The organism is Zestomonas insulae (genome assembly GCF_016901015.1).
GTDB lineage: Bacteria > Pseudomonadota > Gammaproteobacteria > Pseudomonadales > Pseudomonadaceae > Aquipseudomonas > Aquipseudomonas insulae.
Map to the genome: position 1 here is coordinate 773771 of NZ_JAFEUP010000003.1, position 19470 is coordinate 793240.

General features: G+C 66.9%; 17 protein-coding genes. 13 read left to right on the forward strand and 4 right to left on the reverse strand.

The genetic code is table 11. The features are described from left to right. Positions 1 to 297 precede the first annotated feature (297 nt). The 9 genes from urtA (at position 298) to JQX08_RS13525 (ending at position 9650) form a co-directional block, all read left to right on the forward strand. Positions 298 to 1539 (forward strand): urea ABC transporter substrate-binding protein, encoded by a 1242-nt coding sequence (gene urtA / locus JQX08_RS13485; protein ID WP_205348885.1) that lies wholly within the window; start codon positions 298 to 300, stop codon positions 1537 to 1539. Positions 1540 to 1731: 192 nt separating this feature from the next. Further along, the gene (urtB, locus tag JQX08_RS13490; RefSeq protein ID WP_205348886.1) at positions 1732 to 2649 is read left to right on the forward strand and encodes an urea ABC transporter permease subunit UrtB; all 918 of its coding nucleotides are present in this window, start codon (positions 1732 to 1734) and stop codon (positions 2647 to 2649) included. An 82-nt stretch (positions 2650 to 2731) separates the two neighbouring features. After that, positions 2732 to 3907: an urea ABC transporter permease subunit UrtC gene (gene urtC / locus JQX08_RS13495; RefSeq protein WP_205348887.1), complete on the forward strand. Its 1176-nt coding sequence runs from the start codon at positions 2732 to 2734 to the stop codon at positions 3905 to 3907. Then, entirely contained in the window at positions 3904 to 4662 is a 759-nt protein-coding gene (gene urtD, locus JQX08_RS13500) for an urea ABC transporter ATP-binding protein UrtD (RefSeq protein WP_205348888.1), read from the forward strand. Before urtC ends, urtD begins: the two co-directional genes overlap by 4 nt. Positions 4663 to 4764: 102 nt before the next feature. Then, the gene (gene urtE, locus JQX08_RS13505) at positions 4765 to 5454 is read left to right on the forward strand and encodes an urea ABC transporter ATP-binding subunit UrtE (RefSeq protein ID WP_205348889.1); all 690 of its coding nucleotides are present in this window, start codon (positions 4765 to 4767) and stop codon (positions 5452 to 5454) included. 293 nt (positions 5455 to 5747) lie between these two features. Next, the gene (gene fmdA, locus JQX08_RS13510) at positions 5748 to 6977 is read left to right on the forward strand and encodes a formamidase (protein WP_205348890.1); all 1230 of its coding nucleotides are present in this window, start codon (positions 5748 to 5750) and stop codon (positions 6975 to 6977) included. 77 nt (positions 6978 to 7054) lie between these two features. After that, entirely contained in the window at positions 7055 to 7402 is a 348-nt protein-coding gene (locus JQX08_RS13515; protein ID WP_205348891.1) for an FmdB family zinc ribbon protein, read from the forward strand. Between the two features lie 107 nt (positions 7403 to 7509). After that, positions 7510 to 8553, forward strand: a complete 1044-nt coding sequence (locus tag JQX08_RS13520; protein ID WP_205348892.1) for an aliphatic amidase — start codon at positions 7510 to 7512, stop codon at positions 8551 to 8553. Between the two features lie 62 nt (positions 8554 to 8615). After that, the gene (locus JQX08_RS13525; protein ID WP_205348893.1) at positions 8616 to 9650 is read left to right on the forward strand and encodes an AAA family ATPase; all 1035 of its coding nucleotides are present in this window, start codon (positions 8616 to 8618) and stop codon (positions 9648 to 9650) included. Between the two features lie 102 nt (positions 9651 to 9752). Here JQX08_RS13525 and JQX08_RS13530 read toward each other — a convergent pair whose 3' ends face one another. Together JQX08_RS13530 and JQX08_RS13535 are read right to left on the reverse strand one after the other, a co-directional pair. Continuing rightward, entirely contained in the window at positions 9753 to 10874 is a 1122-nt protein-coding gene (locus JQX08_RS13530; protein ID WP_205348894.1) for an acyl-CoA dehydrogenase family protein, read from the reverse strand. Then, positions 10871 to 12013, reverse strand: coding sequence for an acyl-CoA dehydrogenase family protein (locus JQX08_RS13535; RefSeq protein ID WP_205348895.1), 1143 nt, complete (start codon positions 12011 to 12013; stop codon positions 10871 to 10873). The genes JQX08_RS13530 and JQX08_RS13535 overlap by 4 nt, the downstream gene beginning before the upstream one ends. A 123-nt stretch (positions 12014 to 12136) precedes the next feature. Here JQX08_RS13535 and JQX08_RS13540 point away from each other — a divergent pair, with 123 nt between their 5' ends. From JQX08_RS13540 to JQX08_RS13550, 3 genes are read left to right on the forward strand one after another with little or no spacing between them, the layout of a single operon-like run. Further along, positions 12137 to 12925 (forward strand): enoyl-CoA hydratase/isomerase family protein, encoded by a 789-nt coding sequence (locus JQX08_RS13540; protein WP_205348896.1) that lies wholly within the window; start codon positions 12137 to 12139, stop codon positions 12923 to 12925. A gap of 14 nt (positions 12926 to 12939) precedes the next feature. Then, the gene (locus JQX08_RS13545; RefSeq protein WP_205348897.1) at positions 12940 to 13581 is read left to right on the forward strand and encodes a TetR/AcrR family transcriptional regulator; all 642 of its coding nucleotides are present in this window, start codon (positions 12940 to 12942) and stop codon (positions 13579 to 13581) included. Positions 13582 to 13595: 14 nt separating this feature from the next. Continuing rightward, positions 13596 to 14807 carry a CaiB/BaiF CoA transferase family protein gene (locus JQX08_RS13550; protein WP_205348898.1) on the forward strand — a complete coding sequence of 404 codons (1212 nt, stop codon included), beginning with the start codon at positions 13596 to 13598 and terminating at the stop codon, positions 14805 to 14807. A 60-nt stretch (positions 14808 to 14867) separates the two neighbouring features. Here JQX08_RS13550 and JQX08_RS13555 read toward each other — a convergent pair whose 3' ends face one another. After that, a complete protein-coding gene (locus JQX08_RS13555; protein ID WP_205348899.1) occupies positions 14868 to 16202 on the reverse strand; it encodes an MFS transporter in 1335 nt (444 codons plus the stop codon). 465 nt (positions 16203 to 16667) lie between these two features. Here JQX08_RS13555 and JQX08_RS13560 point away from each other — a divergent pair, with 465 nt between their 5' ends. After that, on the forward strand, positions 16668 to 18545 hold the full coding sequence (locus JQX08_RS13560) for a DUF1302 domain-containing protein (protein ID WP_205348900.1): 1878 nt from the start codon (positions 16668 to 16670) through the stop codon (positions 18543 to 18545). Here JQX08_RS13560 and JQX08_RS13565 read toward each other — a convergent pair. Beyond that, on the reverse strand, positions 18542 to 19450 hold the full coding sequence (locus JQX08_RS13565) for a LysR family transcriptional regulator (RefSeq protein ID WP_205348901.1): 909 nt from the start codon (positions 19448 to 19450) through the stop codon (positions 18542 to 18544). The genes JQX08_RS13560 and JQX08_RS13565 overlap by 4 nt on opposite strands. Positions 19451 to 19470: the final 20 nt, after the last annotated feature.

A 19470-nucleotide genomic window follows, 5' to 3' on the forward strand; every position in this document is an offset into this window, starting at 1 on the left:
CCGGCCAGCGCGGCGTCCAAGCGGTACTCCGCGCAAGCTCCCTCTCCCTCCGGGAGAGGGTTGGGGTGAGGGGCGGACTGTGGGCCCGGTACACATTGTGGTTCGCGCTCGTACTCGTAGGCGCCATCCTGCACCACTGCGGCGCAGCGCTCAGTACGTCAGATGACGTATGCCCTTACGTCATCCTGCGTATAGGGCCGAAACCGCCCCGCGCCGCATCCTTGCTCCCGAACCCGACGTCTCCAGTCCCAGCGATAAGGGCACCCGGCGCGGCCAACCACCGAAAGGAGCAAGACCATGGATTCACCATTGGGAGCCAAACGATTCCTTCCCCGCCGGCTGGCGCTGGGCGCCGCCGCGCTGTCGCTGATGGCGGCCAGCGTGTTCAGCCAGAGCGTGCTGGCCGACACCGCCAACACCACCGGCCTGGCGATCACCGACACCGAGGTGACGGTCGGCCAGCTGCACTCGGCCACCGGCACCATGGCCATTTCCGAAACCGGTTCGATCCAGGCTGAGCGCCTGGCCATCGAGCAGATCAACGCGTCGGGCGGCATCCTCGGCCGGCAGATCAAGGTGATCCAGGAAGACGGCGCGTCCGACTGGCCGACCTTCGCCGAGAAGGCGCGCAAGCTGCTGGTCAACGACAAGGTCGCCACCGTGTTCGGCTGCTGGACCTCGGCGTCGCGCAAGGCGGTGCTGCCGGTGTTCGAGAAGGAAAACGGGCTGCTCTACTACCCGACTTTCTATGAGGGCCTCGAGCAGTCGAAGAACGTCATCTACACCGGCCAGGAAGCCACCCAGCAGATCCTCGCCGGTCTCGACTGGATCGCCAAGGAGAAGGGCGCCAAGACCTTCTACCTGATCGGCTCCGACTACATCTGGCCGCGCACCTCGATGAAGATCGCCCGCAAGCACATCGAGAACGTGCTCGGCGGCAAGGTGGTCGGCGAGGAGTACTACCCACTCGGCAACACCCAGTTCGGTTCGCTGATCAACAAGGTCAAGCTGAAGAAGCCTGACGTGGTGTTCGCCGCCGTGGTCGGTGGCTCCAACGTGGCGTTCTACAAGCAGATGAAAGCCGCCGGCGTGACCGCCGAGAAGCAGAACCTGCTGACCCTGTCGGTGACCGAGGACGAACTGCTCGGCATCGGTGGCGAGAACATGGCCGGCTTCTACGCCTCGATGAAGTACTTCCAGAGCCTCGACAACCCGAACAACAAGGCCTTCGTCGAAGCCTTCAAGGCCAAGTACGGCAAGGATGCGGTGATCGGCGACGTAACCCAGGCCGCCTACCTCGGCCCGTGGCTGTGGAAAGCCGCAGTCGAGAAGGCCGGCAGCTTCGACGTCGACAAGGTGGTCGCCGCCTCGCCGGGCATCGAGCTGACCACTGCGCCGGAAGGCTACGTGAAGGTCCACGACAACCATCACCTGTGGAGCAAGACCCGCATCGGTCAGGTGCAGGCCGACGGCCAGTTCAAGGTGATCTACGAATCCGGGCTGATCGAGCCGAATCCGTTCCCCAAGGGTTACCAGTAAGCGCATGAGGGGAGGGGGCTGCATCGCCCTCTTCCTGCTCTCCGTTTTTTCTGACCGGCAATGGATCGCGGCCTGAAACCGCAATTCATCGGCAACTCCGTACAACCCCCTCGCTCGTTTACGGGTGAGGGCTGGGGAGAGGGGCGGAGGTTCAGCCTCCTCCCACTTCCCATCCACCAGGAGACCATCATCATGGAATGGCTATCCGATTTCGGCGCCATCGTCGTCATGCAGGGCTTCAACGGGCTATCGGTATTCTGCGTGCTGCTGCTGATGGCTCTCGGTCTGGCGATCATCTTCGGCCAGATGGGCGTGATCAACATGGCCCACGGTGAGTTCCTCACCATCGGCGCCTACACCACCTTCCTGGTGTCGACGCTGACCCACAGCTACGCGCCGGCGCTCGGCCCGTACTACTTCTTCCTCGCCATCGTCCTCTCCTTCGTCATCGCCGGCGCGATCGGCTGGCTGGTCGAGTGGGCGATGATCAGCAAGCTCTACCACCGGCCGCTGGACACCCTGCTGGCGACCTGGGGGCTGTCGCTGGTGATGCAGCAGCTGTTCCGCTCCACCTTCGGCGCCCGCGAAGTCTCGGCGACCCTGCCGGACTGGCTGATGGGCTCGTTCAACCCCACCGAGGCCATCGACATCCCGCGCAACGGCGTGTTCGTCATGGGCCTCACCGTGCTGCTCACCGCCAGCCTGTTCCTGATGCTCTACCGATCGCGCTGGGGCCTGCAGGTGCGCGCCACCATGCAGAACCGCCTGATGGCCCGCGCGGTGGGGATCAACACCAAGCGCGTCGATCGCATGACCTTCGCCCTAGGCTGCGGGGTGGCCGGGGTGGCCGGCGCGGCCTTCACCACCATCGGCTCGACCGGGCCGACTGCAGGCTCCTTGTACATCGTCGACACCTTCCTGGTGGTGGTGTTCGGCGGCGCGGCGAGCCTGGTCGGCACCATCGCCTCGGCATTCAGCATCGCCCAGGCGCAGTCGCTCACCGAGTTCTTCATGAGCGGCTCGATGGCCAAGGTGCTGACCCTGTCGGTGGTGATCCTGATCCTGATGCTGCGGCCGCAGGGGCTGTTCTCGATCAAGGTGCGCAAATGATGAGTACGCCGAAGCGGCTTTGCGTCCCTCGCCCGCAGGCGGGCGAGGGACAGAAGGGAGTTACTGGCATGAGGACCCGCACATGAACAAGACACTCGACACCCTGCTCGGTGGCAAGCAGGGCGCTATCGGCCTGCTGGTGCTCGCCGCGCTGATCCTGGTGGTGTTTCCGCTGGCCCTGGACGCCTTCCGCCTGAACATGGTCGGCAAGTACCTGACCTACGCCTTCGTCGCGGTCGGCCTGGTGCTGTGCTGGGGCTACGGCGGCATCCTCAGCCTCGGCCAGGGCATCTTCTTCGGCCTCGGCGGCTACTGCATGGCGATGTTCCTCAAGCTCGAGGCATCCGACCCGGAGAGCACCAAGATCCAGTCCACCCCCGGCATCCCGGACTTCATGGACTGGAACCAGATCACCGAACTGCCGCTGATGTGGCAACCCTTCCACAGCCTGACCTTCACCCTGATCGCGGTGATCGTGGTGCCGGTGCTGCTGGCCCTGGTGATCGGCCTGGCGATGTTCAAGCGCCGCGTCGGCGACGTGTACTTCTCCATCGTGACCCAGGCCATCGCGCTGATCCTCACCGTGCTGATCATCGGCCAGCAGGGCTACACCGGCGGGGTCAACGGCATCACTGACCTGAAGACCATGCTCGGCTGGGACATCCGCAGCGATGCGGCGAAGCTGATTCTCTACTTCGTCAACGCCGTGCTGCTGCTCGGCTGCATCCTGCTCGGCAAGTTCATCCTCGGCTCCAAGCTCGGCCGCCTGCTGGTGGCGATGCGCGACAAGGAAGAGCGGGTGCGCTTCTCCGGCTACGACGTGGCCAGCTTCAAGGTCTTCGTGTTCTGCATTGCCGCGGCGTTCTCGGCGATCGGTGGGGCGATGTTCACCCTGCAGGTCGGCTTCATGTCGCCGAGCTTCGTCGGCATCGTGCCGTCGATCGAGATGGTCATCTTCGCCGCAGTCGGTGGCCGCCTGTCGCTGCTCGGCGCAGTGTACGGCGCGCTGCTGGTCAACTTCGGCAAGACCTACTTCTCCGAGACCTTCCCCGAGCTGTGGCTGTACCTGATGGGTGGGCTATTCATCGCCGTGGTCATGTACTTCCCCAACGGCCTGGCCGGGCTGTGGGACAGCCACGGGCGCAAATGGCTGGCGCACTTCACCGCCCGCAAACCTAAGGTCGCAACCGTCCCGGCCAAGCCGGCCGACAACGCCCCGGCCCGTCAGCCGCAATCTGAACTGGAGACCACGCCATGAGCCCGACTGGCTTCGAATCGCCCAAACCGGTGCTGGCCATCGAGGGCCTGACCGTGTCGTTCGACGGCTTCAAGGCGGTCAACGACCTCAACCTGTACGTCGACCGCAACGAGGTGCGCGTGGTGATCGGCCCCAATGGCGCCGGCAAGACCACGGTGCTCGACCTGATCTGCGGCAAGACCCGCGCCACCACCGGCAGCATCCAGTTCGACGGCCGCGAGCTGACCAAGATGCGCGAATACGACATCGTTCGCGCCGGGGTCGGGCGCAAGTTCCAGAACCCGTCGATCTACGAAAACCTCTCGGTGTTCGAGAACCTCGAGATGTCCTACCCCAAGGGCCGCAAGGTGTTCGGTGCGCTGTTCTTCAAGCGCAGCGCGGCGGTGGTCGAGCGCGTCGAAGAGATAGCGGCGGAGATCGGCCTGGCCGCGCAGCTGCATCAGCAGGCCGACCTGCTCTCGCACGGCCAGAAGCAGTGGCTGGAGATCGGCATGCTGCTGATGCAGGACCCGGCGCTGCTGATGCTCGACGAGCCGGTGGCGGGCATGAGCGTGTCCGAGCGGGTACAGACCGCCGAGCTGCTCAAGCGCATCAGCCAGGGCCGTTCGGTGCTGGTCATCGAGCACGACATGGAGTTCGTCAAGAGCATCGCCCACAAGGTCACCGTGCTGCACCAGGGCAAGGTGCTGGCCGAAGGCAGCATGGAGGCGGTGCAGAGCAACCCGAAGGTGGTCGAGGTGTACCTGGGGCATTGACGCGGCCCTGATCGCCCCCTGCCACGCCTGGCAGCGGGAATACCTCCGCAGGTCGGGTGGCGCGCCGCGCAACCCGACGCATCGAGCGCAAGGAGTTCAAGCATGTTCAGCATCAGCAACCTCGTCTCCGGCTACGGCCAGAGCCAGATCCTCCACGAGCTCAACCTCGACGTAGCCAAGCGCGAGATCGTCGCGGTGATGGGCCGCAACGGCATGGGCAAGACCACCCTGTTCAAGAGCCTGATGGGCGTGTTGCCGGCCTGGGGCGGGCAGATCTGCATCGACGGCGTAGAGGTGTCCAAGCTCGACACCCACCAGCGCGTCGAGAACGGTATTGCCTACGTGCCGCAGGGACGGATGATCTTCCCCAGCATGAGCGTGCTGGAAAACATCCAGACCGGCCTGCCGGCCTCGGCCAAGGGCAAGGTGCCGGACGACCTCTACGCGCTGTTCCCGGTGCTCCACGAGATGCGCGGGCGCAAGGGCGGCAACCTGTCCGGCGGCCAGCAGCAACAGTTGGCGATCGCCCGCGCGCTGGCCACCAACCCCAAGGTGCTGCTGCTCGACGAGCCGACCGAGGGCATCCAGCCATCGATCATCAAGGACATCGCGCGCAGCCTGAAAGAGATCCGCAACCTGCGCGACCTGACCATCATCGTCTCCGAGCAGGTGCTGTCGTTCACCATGGAAATCGCCGACCGCTTCCTGGTCATCGAGAAGGGTAAGTTCGTGGTCGAGGAGAGCCGCGACAAGGTCGACGAGGCGAGCATCAGCCGCTACCTGTCGGTGTAAGCGTTGGCTGGATTCCCCGCCTGCGCGGGAATGACGAAGGGTGGTTGAGGTCGCGCTATTCGTCATCCCCGCGAAGGCGGGAACCCAATAAAGAACATCCGCTTTGCGGTCGGCGTGTACTCCATGCGCCGGCCGTTTTTTCATGTCCGCGAAAAACCCCGCAAGCCCCGCCAATCCTGGTCTGCGGCATACGTCATCCAACGTATTTGCCGATTCCGCGCTTGCCCGGAGACTGGCTCCCGTACCCGGCGCCCACAGCCCGCCGACCCTCCACATGGCACAGGAGCTTTGTCATGACCGACACGCTGATCAAGGTCGACCTCAACCAGCCCGCCACCGAGAACGAGCAGATCCACAACCGCTGGCACCCGGACATCCCGATGGCCTGCTGGGTCAATCCGGGTGATGACTTCATCCTTGAGACCTACGACTGGACCGCCGGGGCGATCCAGAACAACGACGACGCCTCCGACGTGCGCGACGTCGACCTGACCACCGTGCATTACCTGTCCGGCCCGGTCGGGGTGAAGGGCGCCGAGCCGGGCGACCTGCTGGTGGTCGACCTGCTCGACATCGGCGCCAAGGCCGATTCGCTGTGGGGCTTCAACGGCTTCTTCTCCAAGCAGAACGGCGGCGGCTTCCTCACCGACTACTTCCCGCATGCGCAGAAATCCATCTGGGACTTCCACGGCCTGTACACCAGCTCGCGGCACATCCCCGGGGTGAAGTTCGCCGGGCTGATCCACCCCGGACTGATCGGTTGCCTGCCGGACCATAAGATGCTCGCCGAGTGGAACCGCCGCGAGCAGGAACTGATCGACACCAACCCGACCCGCGTGCCACCGCTGGCCAACCCGACCTTCGCCGCCACCGCGCACATGGGCAAGCTGCAGGGCGCGATCCGCGATGCCGCCGCGGCCACCGGCGCGCGCACCGTGCCGCCGCGCGAGCACGGCGGCAACTGCGACATCAAGGACCTGTCGCGCGGCTCGAAGATCTTCTTCCCGGTGTATGTCGACGGCGCCGGCCTGTCGGTGGGTGACCTGCACTTCAGCCAGGGCGACGGCGAAATCACCTTCTGCGGCGCCATCGAGATGGCCGGCTGGGTGCACATGAAAGTCGAGCTGATCAAGGGCGGCATGGCCAAGTACGGGATCAAGAACCCGATCTTCAAACCCAGTCCGATCGTGCCGACCTACAACAACTTCCTGATCTTCGAAGGCATCTCGGTCGACGACGCCGGCAAGCAGCACTACCTGGACGTCAACCTGGCCTACCAGCAGGCGTGCCTGAACGCCATCAACTACCTGACCAAGTTCGGTTACTCCAAGGCCCAGGGCTACTCGCTGCTCGGCTCGGCGCCGGTGCAGGGACACATCAGCGGGGTGGTGGACATCCCCAACGCCTGCGCGACGTTGTGGCTGCCGACCGACATCTTCGAGTTCGACATCAACCCCAGCGCCAGCGGCCCGATCAAGCACCTCGACGGCAGCATCGACCTGCCCATCGCCTACGACAAGTAAGCGCCGCCGCCTCTCTCCCGTTTATGGGAGAGAGGCGGGGCAGAGGGCGTCTTTCACCGCTTTGCGAGGAACCTGCCATGCCGATTTACGAGTACGACTGCCCGCAGTGCGGCGACTTCACCGTGCTGCGGCCGATGGCCGAGCGCGACACGCCATGCGCCTGCCCTTACTGCGCCACCCAGAGTGCGCGGGTGATCCTCAGCGCGCCCGGCCTGGCGACCATGCCAGGTAATCAGCGCCGCGCCCGCGACGCCAACGAACGCAGCGCCCACGCGCCGCAGACGCTTGAGGAATACAAAAGCAAGCGCAAGCACGGTGCCGGCTGCAGCTGCTGCGGGCCGAGCAAGCCGAACACCCCGACCAAGGCCAACCCCCACGCGCTGAAGGCCAGCCCGTCGGCGCGGCCGTGGATGATCAGTCACTGAGCCCGCCACCCCCATTCCCGTAGGAGCGAATTCATCCGCGATCCCCGTCAGTGCGCATCGCGAATGCATTCGCTCCTTCGAAAAACGAATGCAGAAGGAGTCACCCCATGCGCCACGGCGATATTTCCAGCAGTCCCGATACCGTCGGCGTCGCGGTCGTCAACTACAAGATGCCGCGTCTGCACAGCAAGGCCGAAGTGCTCGACAACGCGCGCAAGATCGCCGAAATGATCAAGGGCATGAAGCTCGGCCTGCCGGGCATGGACCTGGTGGTGTTCCCCGAGTACAGCACCATGGGGATCATGTACGACCACCAGGAGATGATGGACACCGCCGCCAGCATCCCTGGTGAGGAGACCGCGATCTTCTCCGCCGCCTGCCGGGAGGCGAAGACCTGGGGCATCTTCTCGCTGACCGGCGAGCGCCACGAGGAGCACCCGCACAAGGCACCGTACAACACCCTGGTGCTGATTAATGACCAGGGCGAGATCGTCCAGAAGTACCGCAAGTGCATCCCCTGGTGCCCGATCGAGGGCTGGTACCCGGGCGACCGCACCTACGTCAGCGAGGGCCCCAAGGGCCTGAAGATCAGCCTGATCATATGCGACGACGGCAACTACCCGGAGATCTGGCGCGACTGTGCGATGAAGGGCGCCGAGCTGATCGTGCGCTGCCAGGGCTACATGTACCCGGCCAAGGAACAGCAGGTGCTGATGGCCAAGACCATGGCCTGGGCCAACAACTGCTACGTGGCGGTGGCCAACGCCGCCGGCTTCGACGGGGTGTACAGCTACTTCGGCCACTCGGCGATCATCGGCTTCGACGGCCGCACCCTCGGCGAATGCGGCGAGGAGGAGATGGGCATCCAGTACGCCCAGCTGTCGGTCTCGCAGATTCGCGATGCGCGCGCCAACGACCAGTCGCAGAATCACCTGTTCAAGCTGCTGCACCGTGGCTACACCGGGGTCTACAACTCCGGCGACGGCGACAAGGGCGTGGCCGACTGCCCGTTCGAGTTCTACCGCACCTGGGTGCTCGATGCGCAGAAGGCCCAGGCCGACGTGGAGCAGCTCACCCGCTCGACCATCGGCGTGGCCGATTGCCCGGTCGGCGAGTTGCCGCATGCGGGCAAGGAGCGCACGGCGGGGTAGCCCCTCCCGGAGGGAGAGGGGACTGATCCGTGCAACAAACCACCGCCCTGTCGGAGCCTGCCATGCCCTTCGTCAACGAGTTGCTCGACCACAACCGCGACCAGCTGGCGCGCGGCGGTGTCGCCGGCATGCCGTCGCGCTTCCTGTTCGACCCGCTGCCGGTGATGGCCCTGCTGCGCGGCCGCATCGTCGGCCAGGAGGCAGTGCTCGAGCAGCTCGAGGCGCTGCTCAAGGTGGTCAAGGCCGACATCGGCGACCCCGAGCGGCCGCTCGGCGTCAGCCTGTTCATCGGCCCCACCGGGGTCGGCAAGACCGAGATCGTGCGCCTGCTCGCCCAGGCCATCCACGGCCGCCCGGACGCCTTCTGCCGCATCGACATGAACACCCTGGCCCAGGAGCACTACGCCGCCGCGCTGACCGGTGCGCCGCCGGGCTACGTCGGCAGCAAGGAAGGCACCACGCTGTTCGACGTCGAAGCCATCCAGGGCAGCTACGGACGGCCCGGCATCGTGCTGTTCGACGAGCTGGAGAAGGCTGACCGCACGGTGCTGCGCAGCCTGCTCAACGTGCTCGACAGCGGCCAGTTGGTGCTCGCCGCCGGCAGCCGGCGGATCGACTTTCGCAACAGCCTGATCTTCATGACCAGCAACATCGGCGCGCGCCAGGTGTGGGACTACCGCACACGTTTCGACGCCGGCTGGCGGCGCTGGTTGAATCTGCAGCCGCGCGCCGAGGCGGCGGTGCTCGAGCAGGCGTTGCACGGCCATTTCGAGCCGGAGTTCCTCAACCGCATCGACCGCATCCTGGCGTTCGAGCGCCTCGACCACGACTGGTTGGACAGCCTGCTCGACATCGAACTGGAAAAGCTCAACCAGCGCCTGGGCCGTCGCGGCCGGCGCCTGGCGCTGGACGAGTCGGCACGCCGCTGGCTGTGTCGCGAGCACGACCCGCGCTTCGGTGCGCGCGACCTGGTGCGCCGCCTGCGTCGCGAGCTGGAGCCGGCGATCGCCGAGTGCCTGCTGCAGACGCCAGGCGCCAGTCGCTTGCTGGCCAGTGCGTCGGAGGCCGCGCTGCGCGTCAGTGGCGAAACGCGCTAAAACGCGCGCATAAAAAAACCGGGGTCGCCCCCGGTTTGCAACTCCGCACCCGCATGCGGAGAACTCAACAGGCGGCCCGCGTCGGCGGGCCGCTTACTGCGCTTACAGGCTGCGTGCGGTCAAGCCCGCCCAGAAGCCCGCGGAGCCGGCGGCGATTGCCGCCTCGCCGAGCACCTTGGCCCACTGCGCGTCGCTGCCGAACTCGTCGCGCCACGACCACAGGCGGCGGGTGGCGAAGTGCAGGGTGTGCTCGTGGGTGAAGCCGATTGCGCCGAACACCTGGTGCACCACCGAGCAGGCCAGGCTGGCCGCCTCGCTGGCGCAGACCTTGGCTACCGCGACGTCGAACGCCAGGCTGCTGGTGCTGCCCGGCGCGGCGGCGAACGCCTCGCCGGCGCTGCGCAGGGCGACCTGGGTGGCCATGCGCGCGGCACCGATGCTGCCGGCCATCTCCGCCAGGTACTGCTGCAGCGCCTGCTGCTTGCCGATCGGCTTGCCGAACTGCACGCGCTCGTTGGCGTACTGCACGGCCTTGTCGAGGCTCGACTCCAGCGCGCCGACCAGGCTGCAGGCGCGCACCAGTGCGCCGAGCAGCCACACCGGCTCGGCGACGTCGGCCAGTTGCAGCGGCGCCGCGGCCAGGGTGCTGGCGTTACTGAACTCCAGGCTGTCGCGTTCTTCACCAGCGAAGTTGCTGCCGGCGTCCAGGCGAATGCTCGGTTGGCGCAAATCGACCAGGGCCAGGCGACCCGCGTCGGCGACCACTGCCCAGCGGCAGCTGCGCGCCCACGGCACGTTGATCGCGCGGCCATTCAGCTGGCGGCCGTCAGCGCTGAGCTGCAGGTCGCCGAGGCGGCCGGCCTGGATCAGGCTGATCGCGCCTTCCGGCACTTCCAGGCCGGCCTGGGCGAGCAGCAAGGAGGCGAGCATGGTTTCGCCGAGCGCCAGCGGCGCCTGCCAGTAACCGATGGCGCGCAGCACGGGGCTGGCGTCGAGCCAACTGGCGCCGCTGCCGCCGGCGGCTTCCGGGACCAGCGCACCAGGCAGGCCGTTGTCGACCACCATCTGCCACAGCGCGTCGGCACTGTCGCCGGCGTCGAAACGTTCCAGCAGGGCCGGGGTGACCTGTTCGGCGAACAGCCGCTCGACACTGTCGGCGATCATGGATTGCAGTTCCGACGGGGCGCTGTCGTCCACGCCGGAAAGGTTGATTGCTTCGCTCATCGCAGTCCGAGTCCTCTGGCAATGATGCCGCGGAGAATTTCGCGGGTGCCGCCACGCAGGGAGAACGACGGGGCGGTCTGGGTCACGTAGCGCATTACCTGGTCGAGGTTCGAACCGGGTGCGCGCTGGCCGCCGAACAGCTCGTGGGCGAGGTCCGGCAGCGATTGTTCGAGTACTGCGCCCTGGTCCTTGACCAACGCAGCCGGGGTCGCCGGGTTGTCACCGCGGGCCAGCATGCCGGCGACGCCGAGGGACATCTGGCGCATCACCGCGTAGCGTGCGGCGACGCGGCCGAGGCTGACGGTGTGCCGACTGTCCTGCGGGTCGGCGGCGTCGAGCATTTCCAGGTACAGCTGGGTGCTGGACAGGTAGCGCTCCGGGCCGCTGCGTTCGAGGGCCAGTTCGGCGCCGACCTGCTTCCAGCCGTCGCCGAGCTGGCCGATGACGAAGTCGTCTGGAACGAACACGTTCTCGAGGAACACTTCATTGAAGTCGTGCTCGCCGAGCATGTTGTAGATCGGGCGGATGGTCACACCTGGCGCCTTGAGGTCGATCAGCAGCTGCGACAGGCCGGCGTGACGGTTCTTCTCGTCCTTCGGCCCGGTGCGCAGCAGGGTGACCATGTAGTGGGCGCGCTGCGCGCCGGTGGTCCACACCTTGCTGCCGTTGACCAGCCAGCCGCCGGCGGTCGGCGTGGCGCGGGTGCGCACCGCGGCCAGGTCGGAGCCGACGTCCGGTTCGCTCATGCCAATCGCCATGTAGATCTCGCCGCGGGCGATGCCCGGGCACAGCTTGGGCGCCAGCACGTCCGGGGAGAACTTCATCAGCAACGGGCCGCTCTGCCGTTCGGCGATCCAGTGCGCGTTCACCGGCGCGCCGGCGGCGAGCAGCTCTTCGAGCACAACATAGCGCTCCAGGGCGCTGCGTTCGTGGCCACCGAAGCGTTTCGGCCATGTGATGCCGAGCCAGCCGCGCGCGCCGAGCTTGCGGCTGAAGTCTTCACAGGCGCCGTTCCAGCTCTTGGCGCGTTCGGCGGCGGGGTAGTCCTTCAGCGTTTCCGCGAGGAACTCGCGCACTTCGGCGCGCAAGGCTTCGGCCTTGTCGTCGAGGCGGCAGGGGCGAATATCGAGTGCCTGCATGGGCGTTGTACTCGTAGCGGTGGACGGGGTTCTAACTTGCTTGTTGGTCAGCAAGTATCTAAGCTACCAGCAACCGATCGAACCGGGCAAGCGCCCGACCGTCCCTTTCGTCCAGGAGCTCGCATGTCCACTTCCACCTCCTTCGTTCCCGGCCGCGGCCTGAGCCTCGACCTGCAAGGCCACGTCGCCACCCTCGAATTCAGCCGCCCGCCGCTGAATTTCTTCGACAAGGAACTGATCAGCGACCTGGTCGCTGCGCTCGAATACCTCGACGAACTGGCGCAGTGCCGGGTGGTGATCCTCCAGGCCGAAGGCAAAGTGTTCTGCGCCGGTGCCGACTTCACCGGTTCGGACGAGAACAAGGACCCCGGTTTCCCGCGCCGTTTGTACAAGTTCGCCGTGCGCCTGTTCCGCACCCGCAAGCCGCTGATCGTGGTGGTCGAGGGCGCCGCAATCGGTGGTGGACTGGGCCTGGCGATGGTCGGCGACTTCCGCGTGACCAGCGAGAAGGCGCGCTTCTCGGCCAACTTCAACCGCCTGGGCATCCACCAGGGCTTCGGTATTTCGGTGACCCTGCCGCGCCTGGTCGGCGTGCAGATGGCCTCGCTGCTGATCGCCACCGGGCGCCGCATCGATGGCCGCGAAGCCGCGCGCATCGGCCTCGCCGACGTGCTCGCCGAGCCGGGCCAGGAGCGCCAGGCCGCCCTCGCGCTGGCCGAAGAGATCGCCCTGTCCGCGCCGCATGCGGTAATGTCCAGCCGCGAAACGCTGCGCATGGGCCTCGCCGATGCCGTCGACGCGATCATCGACCGTGAGGCCTCCGAGCAGGAATGGCAGATCGTCATGGACGATTTCGCCGAGGGCAACAAAGCCATGCTCGAGCGTCGCGACCCCGTATTCACCGGCAAGTAATCAGGAGAGGCTGCATGAGCGCGGCTGACAGCGAAGCCACCCCCGCACCGGTGCGCCGCACCCAGACCGAGCGCCGCGCCGAGGCCGAGCAGCGCCTGCTGCTCGCCGCGCGCAAGATCGTCGCGCGCAAGGGCTGGGTCGGCATGACGCTCGCCGAAGTGGGCGAGGAGGCCGGCTACAGCCGTGGCCTGGCCGCCCACCATTTCGGCAACAAGGCCGGCCTGCTGCGCGCGCTGGCCGGCTTCGTCAACACCCAGTTCATGGACATGGTGGATGCCGAGGTGCCGCAGCGCAGCCACGGCCTGGCGGTGCTCAAGGGCTTCGTCAGCGTCTACCTCGGGCGCCGCGACAACGAGTGGACCAACACCCGCGCGCTGCTGGCGCTGATGGCCGAGGCGGTCACCGAGGATTCGGAGACCGTGCAGATCCTCGCCGAGTACAACCGTTCGGTGCAGGAGTACCTGGCGCGCCAGGTGCGTACCGGCATCGCCAATGGCGAGATCCGCGCCGGCGTCGACCCGCTGGCCACCGCCGCGCTGATCCTCGGCGCGATGCGCGGGATGATGCTGCAGTACCTGCTCGATCCACCGGCCGTCGACCTCGCGGTGTTCCAGCAGCAACTGCTCGGTTTTCTCGACAGCGCACTGGCGCCCTGATCTCGCGGAGCGCCATGCAGCCCTCTATTCCCGCCGGCAGCCCGCTGCACGGCATTCGCGTCATCGACCTGAGCAGCGTGATGTTCGGCCCCTACGCCAGCCAGTACCTCGGCGACTTCGGTGCCGAGGTGATCAAGGTCGAGGCGCCGGCCGGCGACTCGACCCGGCGCACCGGGCCGGCCGCCGAGGCGGACCTGGCGTCGTGCTTCATCGGTCTGAATCGCAACAAACGCAGCGTGGTCCTCGACCTCAAGCAGGCCGCCGGCCGCGCCGCGTTGCAGCGCCTGCTGGCCGGCGCCGACGTGCTGATGCACAACATCCGTCCGCAGAAGCTCGCCGCCCTCGGTCTCGGCGCCGAGCAGCTGCGCGAGCGCTATCCGCGCCTGGTGTGCGCCAGCCTCAATGGCTTCGGCGAGGGCGGCCCCTACGCCGGCCAGCCGGCCTACGACGACATCATCCAGGGCATGAGCGGGCTGGTCGATCTGGTCCAGCGGCAGACCGGCGAGAGCCGCTACCTGCCGACCGCGGCGGCGGACAAGATCGCCGGGCTGGTGGCGGCCCAGGCGATCCTCGCCGCGCTGCTCGGCCGGGCGCAGAGCGGCCAGGGCGGCACGGTCGAGGTACCGATGTTCGAGGTGCTGAGCAGCTTCAACCTGGTCGAGCACCTCGGCGGCGCGACCTTCACTCCCGCGCGCGGCGGCACCGGCTATGCGCGGGTGCTGAGCGGCGATCGCCGCCCGTACCGCACCCACGACGGCCACCTGTGCGTGATGCCCTACACCGATCAGCACTGGGCGCGTTTCTTCGCCGAGGTCGGTCGTGCGGAGCTGGCTGCCGATCCACGCTTCGCCGACATGGACGCGCGCACCCGGCACATCGACGAACTGTACGGGCTGCTCGCCGAGTTCCTCGCCCAGCGCAGCACCGCCGAGTGGCTGGCGGCCTGTGCGCGCATCGACATTCCCGCCGCGCGGGTCAACAGCCTCGACGACCTGTTAGTCGATCCGCACCTGAATGCCGTTGGCTTGTTTCAGGCGTGCCCCGCCGGCGCCGGCCAGGGCCGCGTGCGGTTGGCGGCCAGCGGTGTGCGCTTCGACGGCGAGCAGCGCACCTTCAGCGCGCCACCGCGCCTCGGCGAACACACTCGCGAAGTGCTGGCCAGCAACGGTTTCAGCGCCGAGGAGATCGACGGCCTGCTGGCCAGCGGCGCGGCGCGTCAGGCCTGAGGCGTGGGTTGAATAGAAAAAGCCGGGCATGCCCGGCTTTTTTGTGCGCGCCAGCTGCCGTCAGGCGTGCGGCTTCTCGCGCAGCGCGCGGGCCGGAATGCCGATCAAGAGGATCAGCGCGCCGATCACCAGCACCGCACCGATCACGTCGAAGGCCATGTACAGGCTGCCGGTCGCGGTCTTGATCGCGCCGACCACGATCTGGCTGATCACCCCGGCCAGACCGCCGATGCAACTGATCACCGCGATGCCGGCGGCGGCGCTGGCCGGCGCCAGCAGCGCCGGCGGGATGCTCCAGAACAGCGCCACGGCGGACAGCGCGCAGGCGGCGCCGATGCTCATCAGCGCCACCGAGGCCACCAGGTTGCTCTGCGCCGGGCCGAGCAGGAAGAAGCACACCGCACTGACCAGGATGGTGCCCGCCAGGTGCCAGCGCCGCTCCAGGTGCTTGTCCGAACTGCGCGCTAGCAGGTACATGCCGACCAGCGCACAGGCGTACGGCAGGCTGGCGAGCAGGCCGATGGTGCGCAGGTCCTCCAGGCCGAAGCCGCGAATCAGCGTCGGCATCCAGTAGGACACGGTGTTCGAGCCGCTGTAGATGCAGAAGAACACCAGCCCGGCGATGTACACCTGCGGGTTGCGCAGGATCTCCAGCAGGCGCACCTGTGGCGCGGCGCCGGTGCTGCCTTGCGCCAGGCCGTCGCTGATCAGGCGCTTCTCCTCGTCGCTCAGCCAGTGCGCCTGGCTCGGCCGGTCGGCCAGCCAGAACCAGCCGAACAGACCGAGCAGGATCGCCGGGATGCCTTCCAGGACGAACAGCACCTGCCAGTCGCGCAGCCCCAGCCAGCCGTGGAAGTGGGTCATGATCCAGCCGGCCAGCGGGCCGCTGACGATGCCGGAGATCATCGCCGCCATCAGGAACACCGCGGTGATCCGTGCGCGCAGCGCCGCCGGGAACCAGTAGGTGAGGTAGAGGATCACCCCGGGGAAGAAGCCGGCTTCCGCCACGCCGAGCAGGAAGCGCGCGACGATCAGCTGGTTGGCGGTGGTCACGAAGGCGGTGGCGATGGTCACCATGCCCCACAGCACCATGATCCGCGTCAGCGTGGCGCGCGCACCGACGCGCTGCATGTACAGGTTGCTGGGAATCTCGAAGAGGATGTAGCCGAGGTAGAAGATCCCCGCGCCGATGCCGTAGGCGGCGTCGCTCAGGGCAATGTCCTCGGCCATGCGCAGCTTGGCGAACGAGATGTTCAGACGGTCGATGGTGTTGATCGCATAGGCGAGGAACAGGAACGGGATCAGCCGCCAGATGACCTTGCGGTAGACCGCCTTCAGTGCTGGCCCAGACTCTTCCAGTGTCGTCGGCAGGCCTTGCTCGACTGCATAACTCATAGGGTTTCTCCTGCTACCGGTGACGCGGAATTCTTGTTGTTGTCGCACCCGCGGCGAGGCGCTTGGTAGAGCGCTTTCGCGGGCCCGGACAGGCACCATGCCGGGCCTCGGTGGTACGGGCAAATTCCGCTTTTCTGTAGCCTGCCTTCGGCGGCGCCGAACGCAGGGTGGTTGTTACCGGTAACGCCATGAACGCCGCGCGAGGTCTGAAATGTGTGCGCAAGGCCGGAGCGGCGCGCTGAAGTGCCGCAGGCCGGGACTTGCAGCGGCGGCGCGGGCTGTCACGGCGGGTAGCAGGCGTGCGGCGGCGAACAGTGCGCGCACGGTTCGGCCGGGCGTGCGACGGATTGGGGTGAGGCGAGGGGTGAGGTGCGGGCTAACCCTTTTGGGTAGGTAGAAAATTGTAACCAGCTGAGATGCGGCTAGGCTGAGGAAAAAAATCGCCCCAAATGACTGGAGCAGCGCATGACAACAATAACAATGCGCGGAGTTTGTCGGCCGGCTCGTCTGGCTGCCGCTATCACCCTCGGCCTCACCACCCACGCGTACGCCTTCACCTTCAGCCTCGGCGAAATCGAGGGGCAGTTCGACTCGTCGCTGTCCGTCGGCGCCAGCTGGGCGGTGCGCAGTCCGGACCCGGACTTCATCTCCAACGGCAACGTCAGCGGCCTGCGCGGTGAATCGGCGACCCGCACCGCCGACGACAACCGGCAGAACTTCAAGAAGGGCGAGACCTTCTCGAAGATATTCAAGGGCCTCCACGACCTCGAGCTGAAGTACGGCGACAGTGGCGTGTTCGTGCGCGGCAAGTACTGGTACGACTTCGAGTTGAAGGACGAGCACCGGCTGTTCTACGACATCGACGACAGCGGCCGCGACCGTGCGGCGAAGTCCTCCGGGGCGATGTTCCTCGATGCCTTCGCCTACCACGGCTACACGCTCGGCTCGCTGCCCGGCAACGTGCGCCTCGGCAAGCAGGTGGTCAGCTGGGGCGAGAGCACCTTCATCCAGAACGGCATCAACTCGATCAACCCGGTCGACGTCGCCGCGCTACGGCGGCCCGGTTCGGAGGTCAAGGAAGCGCTGATCCCGGTGAACATGTTCTACCTGTCGCAGAACCTCAGCGAGAACATCAGCAGCGAGCTGTTCTACCAGATCGAATGGGAGAAGACCGTCACCGACAACTGCGGCACCTTCTTCGGCTCCGACCCGATTCCCTCCGGCTGCGTCGACCGCCTGGTGGTGGCCGGGCCGGATTTCGCTCCGGGCGATCCGCGCGCCAACGCCGGGACCATCGCCAACGTGGTGGCCGGCACCGGCAACGCCTACATCCCGCGCACCAAGGACAACGACGCACGCGACGGCGGCCAGTACGGCATCGCGCTGCGCTGGTTCATGCCGGAGGTGAACGACACCGAGTTCGCCGCGTACATGATGAACTACCACAGCCGCAACCCGTTCCTCAGCCTGACCCGCACCACCTTCGCCGGTGCGTCCAACGCGGCGACCACCGCGGACCGGGTGCGCAACGCCACCTACTTCATCGACTACCCCGAGGACATCCGCCTGTACGGCCTGAGCTTCCAGACCAACCTTGGCGGCACCTCGCTGGGCGGCGAGATGAGCTATCGGCCGAACATGCCGCTGCAGATCAACACCGCCGACCTCAACCTCGCCGCAGTCAATCAGGTGGGTCTGGTGGCGGGCGCGCCGCGGGCGGTGTCACCAGTGTTCGTCAGCGGCGCGGCGAGCAACACGCCGGGCGCCGCGCTGACCGGCTACAAGCGTATGCCGGTGTTCCAGGCCCAGGTGACGGCCACGCAGTTCATCGACCAGGTGTTCGCCGCCGACCGTCTGACCCTGGTCGGCGAGATCGGCTTCAACCGCATCAACGGCCTCGGCGACAGCGATGGCAGCGATCTGCGCTTCGGCCGCAGCCCGATTTTCGGCGCCGGCGAGCTGATCGACCGCGCCAGCCCGGCCGGGCTCAACGTGTGCATCGGCACCGCGCCCGGCACCGCGGCGGCGAGCAACCCGCAGCAGGAGTGCAACGACAAGGGCTTCTACACGCGCAGCTCCTGGGGCTATCGCGGGCGCATGCGTCTCGATTATCCGAACGTGATTGCCGGCATCAACTTCGCGCCGAACCTGGCCTGGTCGCACGACGTGGACGGCAACGGGCCGAATTTCGAAGAGGGCCTCAAGGCGATCAGCCTCGGCGTGGATGCCGACTACGCCAACACCTACACCGCCAGCCTGGCCTACACCGACTTCTTCGGCGGCGACTTCAACACCAACGGCGACCGCGATTTTGTCGCCTTCAGTGTCGGGGTGAACTTCTAAGAACTGGAGGCGGCCTGGCTGGGATGATTGCGCAGTGTGTCGATCAGCGCGCGCACGCAGCCGGGCAGGCTGTCCAGGTCGCGCACCAGCAGGCTGCGCTCGCGCAGTGCCCACGGCTCGTCGAGCTTGACCATGCTCAGCTGCATGGTGCGGCTGTGGCGCAGCGCAGCCGACTCGGGAATCACCCCGATACCGACGCCGGTCTCGATCATCCGGCAGATCGCCTCGAAGCTCGACACCTGAATGCGCAGCTGCAGGCTGGCGCCCATCCGCTCGACCTGGTCGCGCAGGAAGGTCTGCAGCGTGCTGCCTTCGTGCAGGCCAACGTGCGGGTACTCCAGGGTGTCGCGCAGGGTCACCGCGGCGCGCTGGCTGAGTGGATGGCCGACCGGCACGCCGAGCACCAGCCGGTCGGTGCTGAAGTGGATGGCCTGCAGCCCCGGCGCGACCACCGGGCCGGCGATGATGCCGAGGTCCGATGAGCCGTCGAGCACGCCGCGCACGATGTCGCGGTTGAGGCGTTCCTGCAGGTCGACGGTGACGCCCGGGCGGGCGCCGAGGAAGCCGGCCAGCACCTCGGGGAGAAACTCGGTGACCGCGGTGGTGTTGGCGAAAATACGGATGTGCCCGCCCTGGTCGGCGCCGTGCTCGGTGAAGTCGCCCTTGAGGTACTCGACCTGGCGCATGATCAGCCGCGCGTGCTGCAGCAGGCGCTGGCCGGCGGGGGTCAGCTCGACGCCGCGGTTGTCGCGATACAGCAGGCGGCTGCCCAGCTGGCCTTCCAGCGCCTTGATCCGCGCACTGGCGGCCGCGGGGGAGAGGAAGGCGCGCTTGGCGCCCTGGGTGAGGCTCGGCGACTCGGCGATGTGGATGAACAGGCGCAGGTCGGCCAGATCGAAATGCATGGAAACCTCGGCAGCTTCGC

Coding starts and splice junctions, on each gene's coding strand:
- urtA (WP_205348885.1), top strand. CDS start 298: ATGGATTCACCATTGGGAGCCAAACGATTCCTTCCCCGCCGGCTGGCG.
- urtB (WP_205348886.1), top strand. CDS start 1,732: ATGGAATGGCTATCCGATTTCGGCGCCATCGTCGTCATGCAGGGCTTC.
- urtC (WP_205348887.1), top strand. CDS start 2,732: ATGAACAAGACACTCGACACCCTGCTCGGTGGCAAGCAGGGCGCTATC.
- urtD (WP_205348888.1), top strand. CDS start 3,904: ATGAGCCCGACTGGCTTCGAATCGCCCAAACCGGTGCTGGCCATCGAG.
- urtE (WP_205348889.1), top strand. CDS start 4,765: ATGTTCAGCATCAGCAACCTCGTCTCCGGCTACGGCCAGAGCCAGATC.
- fmdA (WP_205348890.1), top strand. CDS start 5,748: ATGACCGACACGCTGATCAAGGTCGACCTCAACCAGCCCGCCACCGAG.
- JQX08_RS13515 (WP_205348891.1), top strand. CDS start 7,055: ATGCCGATTTACGAGTACGACTGCCCGCAGTGCGGCGACTTCACCGTG.
- JQX08_RS13520 (WP_205348892.1), top strand. CDS start 7,510: ATGCGCCACGGCGATATTTCCAGCAGTCCCGATACCGTCGGCGTCGCG.
- JQX08_RS13525 (WP_205348893.1), top strand. CDS start 8,616: ATGCCCTTCGTCAACGAGTTGCTCGACCACAACCGCGACCAGCTGGCG.
- JQX08_RS13530 (WP_205348894.1), bottom strand. CDS start 10,874: ATGAGCGAAGCAATCAACCTTTCCGGCGTGGACGACAGCGCCCCGTCG.
- JQX08_RS13535 (WP_205348895.1), bottom strand. CDS start 12,013: ATGCAGGCACTCGATATTCGCCCCTGCCGCCTCGACGACAAGGCCGAA.
- JQX08_RS13540 (WP_205348896.1), top strand. CDS start 12,137: ATGTCCACTTCCACCTCCTTCGTTCCCGGCCGCGGCCTGAGCCTCGAC.
- JQX08_RS13545 (WP_205348897.1), top strand. CDS start 12,940: ATGAGCGCGGCTGACAGCGAAGCCACCCCCGCACCGGTGCGCCGCACC.
- JQX08_RS13550 (WP_205348898.1), top strand. CDS start 13,596: ATGCAGCCCTCTATTCCCGCCGGCAGCCCGCTGCACGGCATTCGCGTC.
- JQX08_RS13555 (WP_205348899.1), bottom strand. CDS start 16,202: ATGAGTTATGCAGTCGAGCAAGGCCTGCCGACGACACTGGAAGAGTCT.
- JQX08_RS13560 (WP_205348900.1), top strand. CDS start 16,668: ATGACAACAATAACAATGCGCGGAGTTTGTCGGCCGGCTCGTCTGGCT.
- JQX08_RS13565 (WP_205348901.1), bottom strand. CDS start 19,450: ATGCATTTCGATCTGGCCGACCTGCGCCTGTTCATCCACATCGCCGAG.